This window comes from Rhodoplanes sp. (assembly GCF_013377085.1).
Classification (GTDB): domain Bacteria; phylum Pseudomonadota; class Alphaproteobacteria; order Rhizobiales; family Xanthobacteraceae; genus Rhodoplanes.
Map to the genome: position 1 here is coordinate 1 of NZ_JACAAX010000015.1, position 16,137 is coordinate 16,137.

Consider the following 16,137-nt stretch of genomic DNA (forward strand, 5'->3'; position numbering starts at 1 on the left):
CCGCTCGCCGTGCTCACCGCGTCGCCGCGGGTCGGCCGTCTCGTGCGCCGGCTCGGCCTCGCCCGCCTGCCGGAGGAACGCGAGCCGCCTGCTGTCCTGCGGGCCGTCGCGCTCGCCGCGCTCGAACCGAAATCCGCCGCACCGCTCCCTGTCGCACCGACGTCCCCCGTCGCCGGACTGCCGTCATGCTCAAACGCTTCCACGCCCTGAAGGGTATCTTCGCGTCGCTGCGCACCTATCACGGTCGCCGCGAGCACCGCGACGGGCTCGATCGGCTGTACGCCCGCTTCGTGCAGCGCGGCGATCTCGTCTTCGACGTCGGCGCCCATGTCGGCGACCGGGTCGGCGCCTTCCGCCGTCTCGGGGCGCGGGTGGTCGCGGTCGAGCCGCAGCCGGCCCTGGTGCGGGTGCTGACCGTGCTGTACGGGCGCGACCGTGCCGTCACCATCGAGCCGCTGGTGATCGGCCGCACCGACGGCTACGCCGAGCTGATGATCAACCATGCCAACCCCACCGTGTCGACGGCGTCGCCGGCTTTCGTCGCTGCCGCCGCCGGTGCGCCCGGCTGGGAGAAGGAGAGCTGGACCGAGCGCCTGCGCCTCCCGATGACGACGCTCGACGCGCTGATCGCGCGGCACGGCATGCCGACCTTCATCAAGATCGACGTCGAGGGTTTCGAGGCCGAGGCGCTGGCCGGCCTGTCGACGCCGGTGCCGGCGCTGTCCTTCGAGTTCACCACCATCCAGCGCGACGTCGCGCTGACGGCGCTGTCCGCTCTGGCGGCGCTCGGCTACGAAAAGTTCGACGCCTCGCTCGGCGAATCGCACCGGCTGATGCATGGCGCCTGGCAGAGCGCGTCGCGCATGCGCGACTGGATCGCCGGTCTGCCGCACGCGGCGAATTCCGGCGACGTCTATGCGCTCCGCTGAACGGCTCGCCGTTCCGCTTTCCGCACTGGACCCGGCCCCGGCGCGCCGTCTCGTCCCGGCGCTCACCGTCGTGCTGATCGCCATGTCGGGCTTCGCCCTCACGCTCGCGGTGTTCTGGCCCGGCGTGATGACGTTCGATGCCCGCTTCGTGCTCGCCGCCGCTCGCGCCGGCATCTACGGCGACTGGCAGTCGCCCGTGATGGCGGCCCTGTGGCGCGCCATCGACCCGCTGGTGCCGGGCGCCGCCGGCATGCTGCTCACGACCGCTCTGCTCTATTGGCTCGGCTTTGCCCTGGTCGGCTTGGCGCTGGCGCGGCGCGCGCCCTGGCTCGGCGTCGTCACGGTCGTGCTCGGCCTCGCGCCACCCGGATTCATGTTCCTGGGAATTCTCTGGCGCGACGTGCTGTTCGGCTCCGTCTGGTTTTTGGCCGCCGCGCTCGCGTTTGTGGCGATGAGCACGCGGCTGCCGGTCCGTCCGGCACTGCAAATCGGTGCGCTCGGCCTCGTGATCCTCGGCGTGCTCTTGAGGCCCAACGCGATCTTCGCGGCGCCGATCCTGGTCGTCTATGCGCTGTGGCCGGCGCGCTTCGAAGTCCGGCGCACCGCGATCCTCTATGGGCCGGCCGGGCTCGCGCTGTTCGGCCTGCTGCAGCTCGTCTATTACGGCGTGCTCGGCGCCGCGCGGGAACATCCGGAGCACTCGCTCGCGGTGTTCGACCTCGGCGGCATCACGCATTTTTCCGGCGACATCCGCCTGCCGGGCGCGTGGACGCCCGAGGAGAAGCGCCGCCTCGCCACCGACTGCTACGACCCCTATCTGTGGGACGCCTACTGGTATAACCGCCCCTGCGCCTTCGTGATGGAGCGCCTGGAACAACGCGACGGCGTGTTCGGCACGCCGGCGTTGACGCTGGCCTGGCGCAATGCCGTCGCGGCGCATCCGCGTGCCTGGCTGACCCACCGCGCCGCCTTCACGGAGCAGTTCCTGCTCCGCGAGAATTTTACGCTCTGGGTCCTCGATCTCGACGACAAGACGCGGCTGGCGCTGCCCGACAACCACGCTTTTGCGGCGATGCTGGCCGTCCATGACGTGTTGAAGCCGACGCCGCTGTTCCGGGTCGGGGCCTGGCTAGTGGTGTGCAGCGTCGTCGCCGCATTCGCCTGGCGGCGTCGTGAGGAGCCCTCCGGCGCCTATGCGCTCGCGGTGTCGGGTGCGGCGATCGTCTATGTCGCGAGCTTCGCGGTGCTCGGCGTCGCCGCCGACGTCCGCTACGCGTGGTTCGCCGTGCCGGCCGGGCTGACCGGTGGGGCCGCGTTGCTGGCGGCAGGGCTTCGCCGTCGCTGAGCGGTTTCGTGCAGAGGTTGCCGACGCCGTAAAAAGGCACGCGGCAGCGGTTTGCATTGCGTCGCGCCAGGGTCGATAAATCGAAAACGCCGGCCCCTCGCGGCCGGAACTCCCGAGCGACCCCGTCGCCAAGGTCGGCCCCCGATCGATGAGCACCCCGTCGGCCCCGCGGGCCGTTCCCGCCGCCTCCCCGCCTGAGCCCGCCGCCTGCCCCGCGCCGGCCGCGCCGCGCCGGCTGGAGATGGTGGCTCTGCCCGGCCTGCCGCTGATCCGCCCGGGCGACGATCTCGCCGGCCTGCTGGCGGCGGCGATCGAGGCGGCCGGTGGCGTCGCCCCCGGCGACGTGCTGGTGCTGGCCCAGAAAATCGTCTCCAAGGCCGAGGGCCGCTATGTCGACCTCGACACCGTGGTGCCGTCGCCGCGCGCCGAGGCGCTCGCCGTCGAGACCGGCAAGGACGCCCGACTGGTCGAGCTGATTCTCCGCGAATCGCGCCGCGTGGTGCGCCACTCGCCCCATGTGCTGATCGTCGAGCACCGCTGCGGCTTCGTCATGGCCAATGCCGGCATCGACCGCTCCAATGTCGATCCGGTCGAAGGCAGCGACCCGGTGCTGCTGCTGCCGCAGGATGCCGACGCCTCCGCCGGCCGGCTCCATCATGCGCTGTCGGCCCGCTTCGGCCTGCCGCTCGCCGTGATCGTCAGCGACAGCTTCGGGCGCCCCTGGCGACAGGGCACGGTCGGGGTCGCGCTCGGCGCCGCCGGCCTGCCGGCGCTGCAGGATCTGCGCGGCGAGCCCGACCTCTACGGCCGGCCGCTGCGCGTCACCGAGACCGGCTTCGCCGACGAGATCGCCGCCGCCGCTTCGCTGCTGATGGGGCAGGGGGCGGAAGGCCAGCCCGCCGTTCTTCTGCGCGGGTTAGCGTTCGACGCTCCACCGCGCCCGGCCGCGGATCTGATCCGCGACGCGGCCGAGGATCTGTTCCGCTGATGGCGACGCGGCGCAAGGTGGTCGCCCTGTCGGGCGGCATCGGCGGCGCCAAGCTGGCGCTCGGCCTCGCTCGCGTGCTGGCGCCCGGCGACCTCACGATCATCGCCAATGTCGGCGATGATTTCGAGCATCTCGGCCTGCACGTGTCACCCGACATCGACACGCTGGTCTACACGCTCGCCGGCCTCGCCAATCCGGAGCTCGGCTGGGGTCGCACCGGCGAGACCTGGACCTTCATGGCGACGCTGGAGCAACTCGGCGGCCCGGCCTGGTTCCGGCTCGGCGACGGCGACCTCGCCATGCATGTGATGCGGACGCATCGCCGCGCCCAGGGCGTGCCGCTCTCCACCGTCACGGCCGACATTTGTGCCGCGCTCGGCGTCGTGCCGCGCGTGCTGCCGGCGACCGACGATTCCGTTCGCACCCGGGTGCGGCTCGACGAGGGCTGGCTCGATTTCCAGGACTGGTTCGTCGGCCGCCGCGCCGCCCCGCCGGTGCGCGAGCTCGCCTTCGACGGGGCCGCAACGGCGCGTCCGCTGCCCGCCGTGCTGGACGCGCTCGCCGATCCCGAGCTGCACGCCGTCGTGGTCTGCCCGTCCAATCCGCTGATCAGCATCGAGCCGATCCTGTGCGTGCCCGGCCTTCGCGAGGCGGTGCGGGCCTGCACGGCGCCCGTGGTCGCCGTGTCGCCGCTGATCGGCGGCCGTGCCGTCAAGGGACCGACCGCCGCCATGCTGAACGATCTCGGCGCCGGCGCGACCGTCGGCGCCGTGGTGGAGCGCTACCGCGATCTCCTCGACGGCTTTGTGCTCGACGAGGCCGACGCCGAAGCCGCGCCCGCTCTCGCCGTACCCACGATCGCCACAAAGACCCTGATGCTCACCCTGGCCGATCGCATCCGATTGGCCGAGGATGTGCTCGCCTTCGCCGACCGGATCGGAGCCACCCCCGGATGATCCCCGCGCCGAAGCTCTGCGCCGTCGTGCCCGTCAAGGGCCTGGTCGGCGCCAAGCAGCGCCTTGCCGACGTGCTGTCGCCCGACGCACGCAGTGCGCTCGCCATGGCCATGGCGGAAGACGTGCTCGAGGTGCTGGCCACCGTTCCGGAGCTTGCCCGTATCCTGGTGGTGACGGCGGACGCGACCGCGGCGGCGCTGGCGCGGCGTTACGGCTGCGAGGTCACCGACGCGCATGCGGGCGAGGGCCACACGGGCGCAGTGACGGGTGCCGCCCGGCGGCTTGTCCGAGAAGGCTTCGGCATGATCACGCTGCCGGGCGACCTGCCGATCTTGAACGCCGCCGATGTCAGCCGTGTCATAGCGGCTCATCGCAGTGCGCCGGCCTTCACCATCGCGCCGGCCCGCGACTTGCAAGGCTCGAACGCGATTGCATGCTCGCCCGCCGACGCGGTGCCGTTGCGCTTCGGACCGGACAGCTTCTACCCCCATCTCGATGCCGCGCGAAAACAGGGGATCGAGCCGACCGTGGTCGAGGCGGCGTCGATCGGCTTCGACGTCGACGAGCCGCACGATCTGGCGGCGTTTGCGCGCCTGAAGGCGCAGACGCGGGCCGGGCGGCTGGTGGCGAGTTTTGGCCCGGAGCTTTTGGCGCGGCTGGCGGCTTATGACCAAAGCGGGGCGAACGTGACTGTGGAGGCGAGATGATGAGCGAGCCGATCGATTGTCTGGCGCTGGTGCGCGCGCCACGCCGGCTCGCCGACGACGAGGCCATGCTGCTCGCCGACATGGAGCCGGGCCCGGCTCTGATGCGCGCCGCCGCGACGCGACGCGACTGGGCCTTCGGCGACCGCGTCACCTACTCGCGAAAAGTGTTCATCCCGCTCACCCAGCTCTGCCGCGACGCCTGCCACTACTGCACCTTCGCGCATCCGCCGCGGCGCGGCGAGGCGGCCTATCTGACGCCCGACGAGGTGCTGGCGATCGCCCGCGCCGGCGCTGCGGCCGGCTGTCAGGAGGCGCTGTTCACGCTCGGCGACAAGCCGGAGCTGAGGTACCGAGTCGCGCGCGAGGAGCTCGACCGGCTCGGCCATGCGACGACGCTCGACTATCTCGCCGCCATGGCGGATCTGGTGCGGCGCGAGACCGGCCTCTTGCCGCATCTCAATGCCGGCGTGATGACGGCGGACGACATCGCCACGCTGCGCGTCGTCTCGGTGTCGCAGGGCCTGATGCTGGAGACCGCCTCGGATCGCCTCTCCCAGCGCGGCGGGGCGCATTTCGGCTCGCCCGACAAGCGCCCGTCGGTGCGGCTCGCCACCATCGCGGCGGCGGGCGAAGCCGCCGTGCCGTTCACGTCCGGGATCCTGATCGGCATCGGCGAGACGCGGCGCGAGCGCATCGAGGCGCTGCTGGCGCTGCGCGCCCTGCACGAGCGGTACGGGCATCTTCAAGAGATCATCGTCCAGAATTTTCGCGCCAAGCCCGGCACCCGCATGGCGGCGCATCCCGAGCCCGACGCGGCCGAGCATCTGTGGAGCGTCGCGGCGGCGCGGCTGATCATGAGCGACGACGTCGCCGTGCAGGCGCCGCCCAACCTGGGCTCCGGTTATCTGCGCGGGCTCCTCGCCGCCGGCGTCGACGACTGGGGCGGCGTCTCGCCGGTGACGCCCGACCACGTCAATCCCGAGAAGCCGTGGCCTCACCTCGATGCCCTGGCGCGAGAGACCGCCGCGGTCGGCAAGGTGCTGGTGCCGCGGCTCGCCGTGCATCGCCGTTTTCTGGCGGACCGCGCCCGCTGGATCGACAAAGGGCTGCACACGGCGGTGCTGCGGGCGAGCGATTCCGAGGGCTTTGCCCGCGCCGAGGCGTGGACGCCGGGCGCCTCTCTGCCGCTGCCCGCCATGCCGGCGATCGGCCCGCGCGTCGGCTCGCTGTCGCCGATTCTTTTGCGCGCGACGCGCCGGGAGGAACTCTCCGAGGCCGACATCGGGGCATTGTTCGGCGCCCGCGGCGAAGCCTTCTCGGAAGTGTGCGCGGCGGCTGACGCGCTGCGCCGCGAGACCAACGGCGACACCGTCAGCTACATCGTCACCCGCAACGTCAACTACACCAACATCTGCTCGTATCGCTGCAGCTTCTGCGCCTTCTCCAAGGGCAAGACGGCCGACCATCTGCGCGGCCGGCCCTACGAGCTGGAGATTCCCGACGTGGTGGCGCGCTGCCGCGAGGCGTGGGAGCGCGGCGCCGTCGAGGTCTGCCTGCAGGGCGGCATCCACCCGGACTACACGGGGGCGTTCTATCTGGAGCTCTGCCGTGCCATAAAGGCGGAGCTGCCCGACCTGCACATCCACGCCTTCTCGCCACTGGAGACCTTCCAGGGCGCCAAGACGCTGGACCTCACGCCGTCCGAGTTTCTGCCCATGCTGCGCGACGCCGGGCTCGGCACGCTGCCGGGCACGGCCGCCGAGGTCTTGGATCCCGAGGTGCGGGCCATCATCTGTCCCGACAAGGTGACGGTCGAGCAGTGGCTGCACGTCGTCGAGTCGGCGCACCGCGCCGGCTTGCGCACCACCGCCACCATCATGTTCGGCCATGTCGACACGCCCCGGCACTGGGCGCGGCATCTCTTGCATCTGCGCCGCCTGCAGGAGCGCACCGGCGGCATCACCGAGTTCGTGCCGCTGCCCTTCGTGGCGATGGAGTCGCCGATCAATCTGCGCGGCCAGTCGCGCCTCGGGCCGACGTTTCGCGAGTCGGTCTTGATGCATGCGGTGTCGCGGATCGTCTTCCACGGGCTGATCGAAAACATCCAGACGTCGTGGGTGAAGATGGGCACCGAGGGCGCGCAGGTCTGCCTGAACGCCGGCGCCAACGACGTCGGCGGCACGCTGATGAACGAGAGCATCACCCGGGCGGCCGGTGCCGCGCATGGTCAGGAGATGACGCCCGCCGCGCTCGAATTGCTGATCAGAGGCATTGGCAGAACGCCACGCCAGCGCACCACGCTCTACGGCACGCCGCGGGCCGAGCGCATCGCCGTGTCCCACGCGGCGTCGCCTTTGCCGCAGCCGGAGACTGACCGTGCCGCGGCAAACGGCTGACGCGACGGCCGATATTGCAGCCGGCGAGCCGGCAACTGTCAGTATTATTAGGTATCAGGGTCGCGTTGCCGGCCTCATGGGACCGGCGTATCGTCTGCGGTCAGACATGCGCCGCACCTGCTGCGCATGGACCGGTATTGGTCGGGCGACCGGGCGTGCCGGACGGCTCTTAGTCATCACTTCACATTGACGATCTGCTGAGCGACCGGAGACCCCTCCGGCCGAACGCTTGTCCATGAGGTGGTCCGATGGCCATTGATCAGAGCGTCGAGGCGAGGACCTATGCCAAGGTCGACCGCCATATCATTCCGTTCTTGTTCCTGTGCTACATCCTCGCCTATCTGGATCGTGTGAATGTCGGCTTCGCCAAGCTGCAGATGTCGAAGGATCTGTCGCTCTCCGACGCCGCCTTCGCCACCGGCGCCGGCATTTTCTTCATCGGCTATTTCTTCTTCGAGGTGCCGAGCAACATCCTGCTGAAGAAGTACGGCGCCCGGATGTGGATCGCCCGCATCATGGTGACATGGGGCATCGTGTCCTCCGCCATGATGTTCGTGACCGACGAGTGGACCTTCTATATCGGGCGCTTCATCCTCGGCCTGGCCGAGGCGGGCTTCTTCCCCGGCGTCATCTTCTACCTGACGCTCTGGTATCCCTCCGACAAGCGATCGACCCGCACGGCGTGGTTCGTCTCGGCCATCGCGCTCGCCGGCGTGATCGGCAACCCGATCTCCGGCGCCATCATGGATCTGTTCTCCGGCGCGTTCGGGCTCGCCGGCTGGCAGTGGCTGTTCCTGACCGAGGGCATCCCGTCCATCATCGTCGGCATCTGGGTGATCTGGTATCTCGACAGCAGCATCGAGGAGGCCAAGTGGCTCTCCGTCGAGGAGAAGGCGATGCTGGCCCGCAATCTCGTCACCGAGGACAAGCACAAGACCGAGCACAGCGTGCTCGACGCCTTCAAGAGCGGCAAGGTCTATGTCCTGTGCGCCATCTACTTCACCCTGATGATCGGCCTCTACGGCATCGCCTTCTGGCTGCCGACCATCATCAAGGCGTTCGGGGTGCAAGGCTATCTGAGCGTCGGCCTGCTCTCGGCGATCCCATGGGGCTTCGCCACCGTCGGCATGCTGATCATCAGCCGCCACTCCGACCAGACCGGCGAGCGGCGCTGGCACTACGCCCTCAACGTGACGGCCGGCGCCATCGGCCTCGCCCTGAGCGGCGTGTTCGCTTCCAACCCGGTCGTCTCGATCGCCTTCCTGTCGATCGGCACGCTCGGCGTCGTCGGCTCGATGCCGCTGTTCTGGCCGATCCCATCGGCCTTCCTGGCCGGCACCGCGGCGGCGGCCGGCATCGGCATCGTCAACTCGGTCGGCAATCTCGGCGGCTATGTCGGTCCCAACGTGACCATTTGGGTGAAGGCGATCTCGGCCGACCCATCGGCCGCGATGTACTGCATCGCCATCATCCTGGTGATCGGCGCGGCGATCACGCTGCTCTTCATTCCCAAGGAGCTGCGGGTGAAGCGCGCCGCGCCGTCCGGCGGCTCCGGCCGTCCGCTCGGCACGCCGGCGGAGTGAGGCGGACGGCGCGACCTCTCGACTCGGCATTCGCGGGCTCGACCCGCGAATCCATCCTCGAAAAAGTGGTTTCTTTCGAAGAGATGGACCGCCGGATCAAGTCCGGCGGTGACGACCGAGACGGGGCGCCGCTCTTTACCCTTGGTATGAGGCCGACGCACCTCCATCGGCGCGTTGCTGCGATCACGGTGCTGCGGTTCCCCTCCCCCCGCGAAGCGGCGGGGAGGGGTCAGGGGTGGGGGGAAGCCCCGATGCACAGCGCGGCGTCGGCCACGGATGGGACGCGCTCATCGCGGTCCTGATCAGATCGCGCCGTCGGCGTGCAGCTTCGCCCGCTCGTCGGCCGTGTAGCCGAGCTCGTCCAAAATGGCGTCGGTGTCGGCGCCGAGCGCCGGCGGCGGCGTGCGCGGATCCGGATCGCCGCTCTCCAGCTTGAAGCCGGAACGCACCACCGGCACCTCGCGCTCGACCCCCGGCGCGCCGGGGAAGCGCGTCACCAGCTTGCGCTCCTTGATGTGCGGATGCTCCAGCACCTGCGGGATCGACAAAACCTCGCCGGCCGGGATGCCCTCGGCGTTGAGCAGCACCGACCACTCCTTGGCGGTTTTTCGCGCGAGGGCCTTCTCGATCTCGGCCTTCAACTCAAAGCGGCGCTTTTTGCGGTCCTCGCGGTCGGCATAGAGCGGGTCGGTGGCGAGCTCGGGCCGGCCGATCATCTGGCACAGCGCGACGAACTGCTCCTGCTTGTTGGCCGCGATGTTGAGCGGGCCGGAGCCGGTGGCGAAGGTGCCGGACGGGCTCGCCGTCATGTTCTCGTTGCCGATCGGCCGCGGCTGCACATGGGCGACCAGATAGTTCGACACCTGCCAGCCCATCGCGACCAGCGTCGATTCCAGCATCGAGACGTCGATGAACTCGCCCTCGCCGGTGCGGGCGCGGCGCACCAGCGCGGCCGCGATGGCGAAGGCCGCCGTGATGCCGCCCATGGTGTCGGCGACCGGATAGCCGACCCGCAGCGGCGCCGTGGTCTCGTCGCCCGTCACGCTCATCACGCCGGCGAGCCCCTGGACGATCTGGTCATAGGCCGGGTTGGCGTGCAGCGGGCCGGTCTGGCCGAAGCCCGAGATGGCACAGTAGACGAGGCTCGGCTTGAACTCCTTCAGGGTCGTCCAGCCCAGTCCGAGCCGGTCCATGACGCCGGGGCGGAAATTCTCCACCAGCACGTCGGCGCTCTCGACCAGCCGGCGGAACACCGCCTTGCCGGCATTGTCCTTGAGATTGACCGTGACCGAGCGCTTGCCGGCGTTCTGGGCCAGGAAGGAGACGCCCATCAGGGCCTTGTTGAGCTCGTGATCGGCGCCGAGCTGGCGGGCGAGGTCTCCCGTGCCGGGCACCTCCACCTTGATCACGTCGGCGCCGAGCAGCGCCATCTGGTAGCAGCAGAACGGTCCGGCCAGCACATTGGTGAGGTCGAGCACGCGGATCTTGTCGAGGAGTGGACTCAACGGTTCGTCCCGTTCGGTTGGTCAAGGCGCCGGGCAGGTCTCGAGGAGCGGGCCGCGCGTCTGGGCTGGCTGCGGGCCGGCGGGTCGGGCCGTCCCGAGGAAGCCTGTTCTGTACACGATTGCGGCGCCCCCGACGAGAGAGCGGGCGGCGGGGCAGGCATCCGGACAGACCCGGACCCGGCGCGTTCTGCGGTTGCCGCTGACGGGCCGCGCCAGCGGGGCGGGCGCGGCCGGAGCGCCTCCGCTGCCTCGTATGCCGGGCATGCGAGGCGCAATTTCTCGCCACGCGGCGCCGTTCGTTGACTCGCTCCGGCCGGGCGTCTACCCAGACGCGAGCATACTCAGGGGAGAAACGACATGCGTCGCATTCTGCCGCTCCTCGCGCTCGCGGTCCTGTGGCTGATGCCCGGCACCGCCCCCGCCCAGGACGTCGTCAAGATCGGGTTTCATGCCCCGTTGACCGGCTTCGCGGCCGCCGACGGCAAGTCGGCCCGCCAGGGTGCCGAGCTCGCCGTCGCCCAGGCCAACGCGGCCGGCGGCATCGCCGGCAAGAAGATCGAGCTCGTCGTCTACGACGACGAGGGCAAGCCGGAGAATACCATCCCGCTGGCCAACAAGCTGATCGGCCAGGACAAGGTCGCCGTGGTCGTGTCGGGCGGCTATTCGGGTCCGACCCGCGCCGCCGCCCCGGTGCTGCAGCGCGCCGGCATCCCCTATCTGTCGGCCTATGCGATCCACCCGGACATCACCAGGGCGGGCGACTTCATCTTCCGCACCGGCATGATGGGCGAGGTACAGGGCCGCGCCGGCGCCAAGCTGGTCGCCGACCTCCTCAAGAAAAAGAAGGTCGTGATCGTCGCCGTGAACAACGATTTCGGCCAGGCGCTGACGGCCGGCTTCAAGGAGGTGGCGCCCAAGTTCGGCATCGAGATCCTCAAGGAGCACACCTTCGCCATGCCGGACCGGCAGTTCGGTCCGCTGGTCGCCCAGGTGAAGGCGTCCGACCCCGAGGTGATCTACGCGCCCGGCTACTTCTTCAATGCCGGCCCGCTGGTCGCACAGCTCCGTGCCGCCGGCGTCGAGGCCACCATCATCGGCCAGGAGGGCTACGACAGCCAGCGCTTCATCGAGATCGCCGGCAAGGCCTCCGAGGGCGTGATCGTCACCACGTCGCTCGACCGCGATTCGACGTCGCCGGCCACCCGCGCCTTCATCGACGAGTACGAGAAGGCGTTCAAGGACCGGGTCGACATGGTCGCCGCCTCCGGCAACGCCGCCGCGACGGTCGCGATCGCCGCCCTGAAGAAAGCCGGCACCGATCCCAAGGCGATCCGTGACGCCATAAGGGCCGGCAGCTTCGACACGGCGATCGGCACGCTCTCTTTCAACAACCTCGGCGAGGTGAAGAAGGCCGTCCAGGTGCAGGTGGTGAAGGACGCCAACTTCCACCGCTTCGCCATCATCGACGACCTGCAGTTCCTGGCCCCGCCGGAGAAGTGAAGCTCGATCCGGCACGCTTCACGCGTCAGGCCGGTAAAACGCCGGCTCTCCCTCTCCCCGCGTGCGGGGAGAGGGTCGGGGTGAGGGGGCGTCTCGTGGATACGGAGGCGCCCCCTCACCCGGACCACATGCCTTCGGCATGCGGTCCGACCTCTCCCGGCCAGCGGGGAGAGGTGAAGAAGGCGCCGCCGTGATCTCCTAGCCCGCACGCGCTTGAAGGAACTGCCATGCTCCATGTCGAGCTCGTGCTGCAGGGGCTGATCAACGGCAGCATGTATGCCGTCATCGCGGTCGGCCTGACGTTGGTCTACGGGCTCTTGCGCATCCTGCACGTCGCCCATGCCGGCCTGTTCACGCTCGGCGCCTACATCACGGTGCTGATCACCAACGCCACCGGCAGCCTGCCGCTCGCGGTGCTCGCCGCGACGCTCGTCGTCGGCGTCGCCGGCATGCTGGTCTACCGGCTGCTCTACGAGCCGCTGCTCGACCGCCCGCCCTATGTGGCGCTGATCGCCTCCATCGGCCTGTTCATCTGCATGGAGGAGAGCTACCGCATCGTCTTCGGGCCCTACGGCAACTCGTTCGACACCATGCAGCTCACGCAGCGCATCACCATCGGGCCGATCGGCATGGCGGCGGCGGACGCGGCCATGCTGGTCGGCGCCGTGGTGCTGCTGACCGGGCTCGGCCTGCTGATGAAGCGCACCCGCTTCGGCATCGCCTGGCGGGCGACCGTGACGGACCCGGCGATGGCGCGCTCCTTCGGCATCGACACCATCAAGGTGCGTTACGTGAACTTCTTCATCGCCTCGGCGCTCGCCGCCGCGGCCGGCGCGCTGGTCGCCGTGCTCAACAACCTGGTCGAGCCGACCATGGGCAGCGTGCCGAGCTACAAGTCGCTCGCCATCATCGTGCTGGGCGGACTCGGCAATGTCGGCGGCACGCTCGCCGCGGCGCTGCTGCTCGGCGTCATCGAGGCCTACGGCACCATCTATGCCGGAGCGTTCCTCGACCGCGACGCCATCGCCTTCGTGTTCCTGATCGCGGTTCTCATGGTGAGACCGCAAGGCCTGTTCGCGGCGAGATGACCCGGTGATCGGCGCTTACGAGATCACGCTCGTCGCGGTCGTCAGCATCAACCTGATGCTGGCGCTCGGCCTCAACCTGATCACCGGCTTCTGCGGCCAGGTCAGCCTCGGCCATGCCGCCTTCTTCGGCACCGGCGCCTATGCGGCCGCGTTGGTCGCCGGCGGCCTGCCGCTGCCCGCCGTGCTGCTGGTCGCCGGCCTTTTCGCCTGCGCGCTCGGCCTTCTGGTCGGCGTCGCTTCGCTGCGGGTGCGCGAGGACTTTCTGGCCATCACCACCATGGGGGTCGGCTTCGTCTTCGTCGGCGTCGTGCGCAAGCAGGGCTTTCTCGGCGCCGAGATGGGGCTGACCGACATTCCCGACCACGGGCTCGGCGATCTCGGTTTCGTCGGACTGTGCCTGGCGCTGGTCGCCCTGATGGCGCTGCTCACCTGGCACATCAAGCGGAGCTGGATGGGATTTGGCTTCGCCGCTGTCGCCGACGACGAGCGCACCGCCCGCACCCTCGGCATCAACGCCGCCGCCTACAAGCTCGCCGCCTTCGTCATCGGCACCTTCCTGGCCGGCGTCGCCGGCGCCGTCTACGCCTACTTCACCCGCTTCATCATCCCGGGCGCCTTCGGCTTCACGGTGTCGATCAGCATCCTCACCATGGTGATCGTCGGCGGCGTCGGCTCGATCTGGGGCGTCGTCGTCGCTGCCGTGCTGCTCACCCTGCTGCCCGAGTTCAGCCGCGTCATCAACGACTACAAGCTCCTGCTCTATGGCGCCCTGATCGTGCTGACCATGCGGTTCGCGCCCGGCGGGCTCGCCGGCGTGGTGGCGGCCGTCAAGGCGCGCGTGCGGCCGGGAGGCGGGCCATGAGCGCACTGCTCGCCGTCGAGGACGTGCTGGTCCGTTTCGGCGGCGTCACGGCGCTGGCCGGCGTCAGCTTTTCTCTGGGCAAGGGCGAGTTGCTCGGCCTCATCGGCCCCAACGGCGCCGGCAAGACGACCCTGCTGCATACCGTGATCGGCGTGGTGACGCCGACAAAGGGGCGCGTCCTGGTCGGCGGCCGCGACGTCACCCGCCTGTCGACCGATGCCCGCGCCCGGCTCGGGCTTGCGCTGACCCACCAGATCGTCCGGCCGTTCCGCGGCATGAGCGTGCTCGACAATGTCACGCTGGCGGCCGGCTTCGCCAAGACGACGCATCTCCTTCGCGCGCTCACCTCGGTGTCGCGGACGGCCGAGCGGGCGCGCGCCCGCGAGCTCTTGGCGCTGGTCGGCATCGCCGACTATGCCGACGCCGCGCCCGCCGTGCTGCCGCTCGGCGCGCTCAAGCGGCTCGAGGTGGCCCGCGCGCTCGCCATCTCGCCCGAGGTGCTGCTGCTCGACGAGCCGCTCGCCGGCCTCAACTCGGTCGAGGCGACGCGGCTCGCCGCGACGCTCGCCGACCTCAACGCGTCCGGCATCACCATGATCCTGATCGAGCACAATCTCGCCAAGGTGGCGGAGATCTGCCCGCGCCTCGTCGTGCTCGACAACGGCCGCAAGATAGCCGACGGCTCGACTGCCGCCGTGCTGGCCGATGCCGCCGTCATCGCCGCCTATATGGGCAAGGACGCCTCGGGTCGAGACCCCTCGCACGCGGAGGCGTCGCATGCTGCGGGTTGACGGCCTCACCTGCGGCTACGGCCGCTTCGTCGCGGTGCGCGACCTCTCCTTCGCGGCCCAGCAGGGCGAGGCGCTGGCGATCCTCGGCGCCAACGGCGCCGGCAAGTCGTCGACCCTGATGGCGATCGCCGGGCATGTGGCGGTGGGCGGTGGCACCATCACGTTCGACGGGGAGGACATCACGGCGCTCTCCCCGATGGGGCGCTGCGCCAGGGGGATCGCACTGGCGCCCGAGGGGCGGCGGCTGTTCCGCGATCTCACGGTCCGCGAAAACCTGATCGTCGGCGGCTATGTGCGCGACGCGCGGCGCACCGACGAGGCGATGGCCCGCGTGCTCGACCTCTTCCCGCGCCTGAAGGAGCGGCTCGACAACCAGGCCGGCTCGCTCTCCGGCGGCGAGCAGCAGATGGCCGCCATCGGCCGCGCCATGATGGCGGCGCCGCGGCTCCTGCTCATCGACGAGGTGTCGCTCGGCCTGATGCCGAAGAACGTCGACATCTGCTACGAGGCGCTCGATGCGTTGCGCCGCGGCGGTCTCACCATCGTGCTGGTCGAGCAGAGTCTCGAACGCGTGCTCGCCATGGCGGACCGGGTGGTGGTGCTGGAATCGGGCCGCCTCGCCTGGACCGGCACGGCGGCGCAAGCGCGCGGCAATCCCGAGGTGCTCGGCGCCTATATGGGCGGCGTGCGAGCGTAGGGACGAGCCGCACCGGACGATCATTTCGCCGTCAGTCCGGGGCGCGCCGAAGGCGCGAACCCGGAATCCAGCGGCCAACTTGGTATTCTTGGCTGGATTCTGGGTCCGGCGCTCTGCGCCGTCCCGGATTGACTACTGAATACGTCACCCGGCCCCGGATCGGTCCCTCAGCCGCGGACGGCTTTCTCCAGCGTCGCCGTGACCCATTTGTTGAGGCTGACGCCGGCGCGGCGCGCCGCGCCCGACACGGCCTTGTGCAGCGACGGATCGGTGCGCACCACGAACTGGCCCGAGAACGGCTTCTCGGGCTCCTCGCCGCGCTCCTTGCAGAAGGCGATGTAGTCCTCGACCGATTCGGCGAAGGCCTGTTTCAGCTCGGCGACCGACCGGCCCTGGAACGTGATCACGTCGCGCAGGTTGACGACCTCGCCATGAAAGATCCCGGCGTTCTCGTCGTACTCGACGATCGCCTCGTAGCCCTTGTGGTTCATCGTGCTCATGGCTCGATCCCGGCCTCGGTCAGGAAACGGCGAACCGATTTCACCGCGCCCTTGTCGGTTTCCTTCTGCGGGTGCGGGCGATGGAAGACAGCGCGCACGCCGCGGAGCGCGACCCGCACCCGGGAGCCGCTGCCCTCGCTGACCTCGGCGCCGCAGGCCCGGAACAGAGTCTCGATATCGGTCCAGACGATGCCGGCGTGCACGGGCGTCGCGAAGATCGCCTCGAGAGTGGCGCGATGCTTCCTGCTCAGGTCCATATAGTATCACTTATTGATACTAATTCAAGGTCG

At 69.7% G+C, this 16,137-nt stretch carries 15 protein-coding genes and 1 pseudogene; 13 read left to right on the top strand and 3 right to left on the bottom strand.

Annotation, left to right across the window (positions count from 1 at the left end; all coding sequences use genetic code 11):
- The 8 genes and pseudogenes from HXX10_RS12480 to HXX10_RS12515 all read left to right on the top strand — a co-directional run.
- Positions 1-210, top strand: a pseudogene (locus tag HXX10_RS12480) (hypothetical protein); the annotation flags it as partial.
- Positions 186-929 (top strand): FkbM family methyltransferase, encoded by a 744-nt coding sequence (locus HXX10_RS12485; protein ID WP_296522583.1) that lies wholly within the window; start codon positions 186-188, stop codon positions 927-929. The pseudogene HXX10_RS12480 and the gene HXX10_RS12485, both read left to right, overlap by 25 nt.
- Complete coding sequence (locus HXX10_RS12490; RefSeq protein WP_296522584.1) at positions 916-2,274, top strand: hypothetical protein; 1,359 nt, start codon at positions 916-918, stop codon at positions 2,272-2,274. Before HXX10_RS12485 ends, HXX10_RS12490 begins: the two co-directional genes overlap by 14 nt.
- A 241-nt stretch (positions 2,275-2,515) precedes the next feature.
- Entirely contained in the window at positions 2,516-3,262 is a 747-nt protein-coding gene (gene cofE, locus HXX10_RS12495; protein ID WP_296522725.1) for a coenzyme F420-0:L-glutamate ligase, read from the top strand.
- Positions 3,262-4,218, top strand: coding sequence for a 2-phospho-L-lactate transferase (gene cofD, locus HXX10_RS12500; protein WP_296522585.1), 957 nt, complete (start codon positions 3,262-3,264; stop codon positions 4,216-4,218). Before cofE ends, cofD begins: the two co-directional genes overlap by 1 nt.
- Positions 4,215-4,925 (top strand): 2-phospho-L-lactate guanylyltransferase, encoded by a 711-nt coding sequence (gene cofC / locus HXX10_RS12505; protein WP_296522586.1) that lies wholly within the window; start codon positions 4,215-4,217, stop codon positions 4,923-4,925. The genes cofD and cofC overlap by 4 nt, the downstream gene beginning before the upstream one ends.
- The gene (gene cofH, locus HXX10_RS12510; protein WP_296522587.1) at positions 4,925-7,321 is read left to right on the top strand and encodes a 5-amino-6-(D-ribitylamino)uracil--L-tyrosine 4-hydroxyphenyl transferase CofH; all 2,397 of its coding nucleotides are present in this window, start codon (positions 4,925-4,927) and stop codon (positions 7,319-7,321) included. Before cofC ends, cofH begins: the two co-directional genes overlap by 1 nt.
- Before the next feature lie 248 nt (positions 7,322-7,569).
- Complete coding sequence (locus HXX10_RS12515; RefSeq protein ID WP_296522589.1) at positions 7,570-8,904, top strand: MFS transporter; 1,335 nt, start codon at positions 7,570-7,572, stop codon at positions 8,902-8,904.
- 302 nt (positions 8,905-9,206) lie between these two features.
- Here HXX10_RS12515 and HXX10_RS12520 read toward each other — a convergent pair whose 3' ends face one another.
- Positions 9,207-10,409, bottom strand: coding sequence for a CoA transferase (locus HXX10_RS12520; protein WP_296522590.1), 1,203 nt, complete (start codon positions 10,407-10,409; stop codon positions 9,207-9,209).
- A 357-nt stretch (positions 10,410-10,766) separates the two neighbouring features.
- Between HXX10_RS12520 and HXX10_RS12525 the strand changes: the two genes are divergently transcribed.
- From HXX10_RS12525 to HXX10_RS12545, 5 genes are all read left to right on the top strand, one after another.
- Positions 10,767-11,909, top strand: coding sequence for an ABC transporter substrate-binding protein (locus HXX10_RS12525; protein WP_296522591.1), 1,143 nt, complete (start codon positions 10,767-10,769; stop codon positions 11,907-11,909).
- A 227-nt stretch (positions 11,910-12,136) separates the two neighbouring features.
- On the top strand, positions 12,137-12,997 hold the full coding sequence (locus HXX10_RS12530) for a branched-chain amino acid ABC transporter permease (RefSeq protein WP_296522592.1): 861 nt from the start codon (positions 12,137-12,139) through the stop codon (positions 12,995-12,997).
- A 4-nt stretch (positions 12,998-13,001) separates the two neighbouring features.
- The gene (locus HXX10_RS12535; protein WP_296522593.1) at positions 13,002-13,859 is read left to right on the top strand and encodes a branched-chain amino acid ABC transporter permease; all 858 of its coding nucleotides are present in this window, start codon (positions 13,002-13,004) and stop codon (positions 13,857-13,859) included.
- Positions 13,856-14,650: an ABC transporter ATP-binding protein gene (locus tag HXX10_RS12540; RefSeq protein ID WP_296522594.1), complete on the top strand. Its 795-nt coding sequence runs from the start codon at positions 13,856-13,858 to the stop codon at positions 14,648-14,650. Before HXX10_RS12535 ends, HXX10_RS12540 begins: the two co-directional genes overlap by 4 nt.
- Positions 14,637-15,347: an ABC transporter ATP-binding protein gene (locus tag HXX10_RS12545; RefSeq protein WP_296522595.1), complete on the top strand. Its 711-nt coding sequence runs from the start codon at positions 14,637-14,639 to the stop codon at positions 15,345-15,347. Before HXX10_RS12540 ends, HXX10_RS12545 begins: the two co-directional genes overlap by 14 nt.
- Before the next feature lie 167 nt (positions 15,348-15,514).
- Here the strand turns inward: HXX10_RS12545 and HXX10_RS12550 are convergent, their stop codons facing one another.
- Both HXX10_RS12550 and HXX10_RS12555 read right to left on the bottom strand, forming a co-directional pair.
- A complete protein-coding gene (locus HXX10_RS12550; protein ID WP_296522596.1) occupies positions 15,515-15,847 on the bottom strand; it encodes a type II toxin-antitoxin system HicB family antitoxin in 333 nt (110 codons plus the stop codon).
- The gene (locus HXX10_RS12555; protein WP_296522597.1) at positions 15,844-16,104 is read right to left on the bottom strand and encodes a type II toxin-antitoxin system HicA family toxin; all 261 of its coding nucleotides are present in this window, start codon (positions 16,102-16,104) and stop codon (positions 15,844-15,846) included. Before HXX10_RS12555 ends, HXX10_RS12550 begins: the two co-directional genes overlap by 4 nt.
- Positions 16,105-16,137 lie beyond the last annotated feature (33 nt).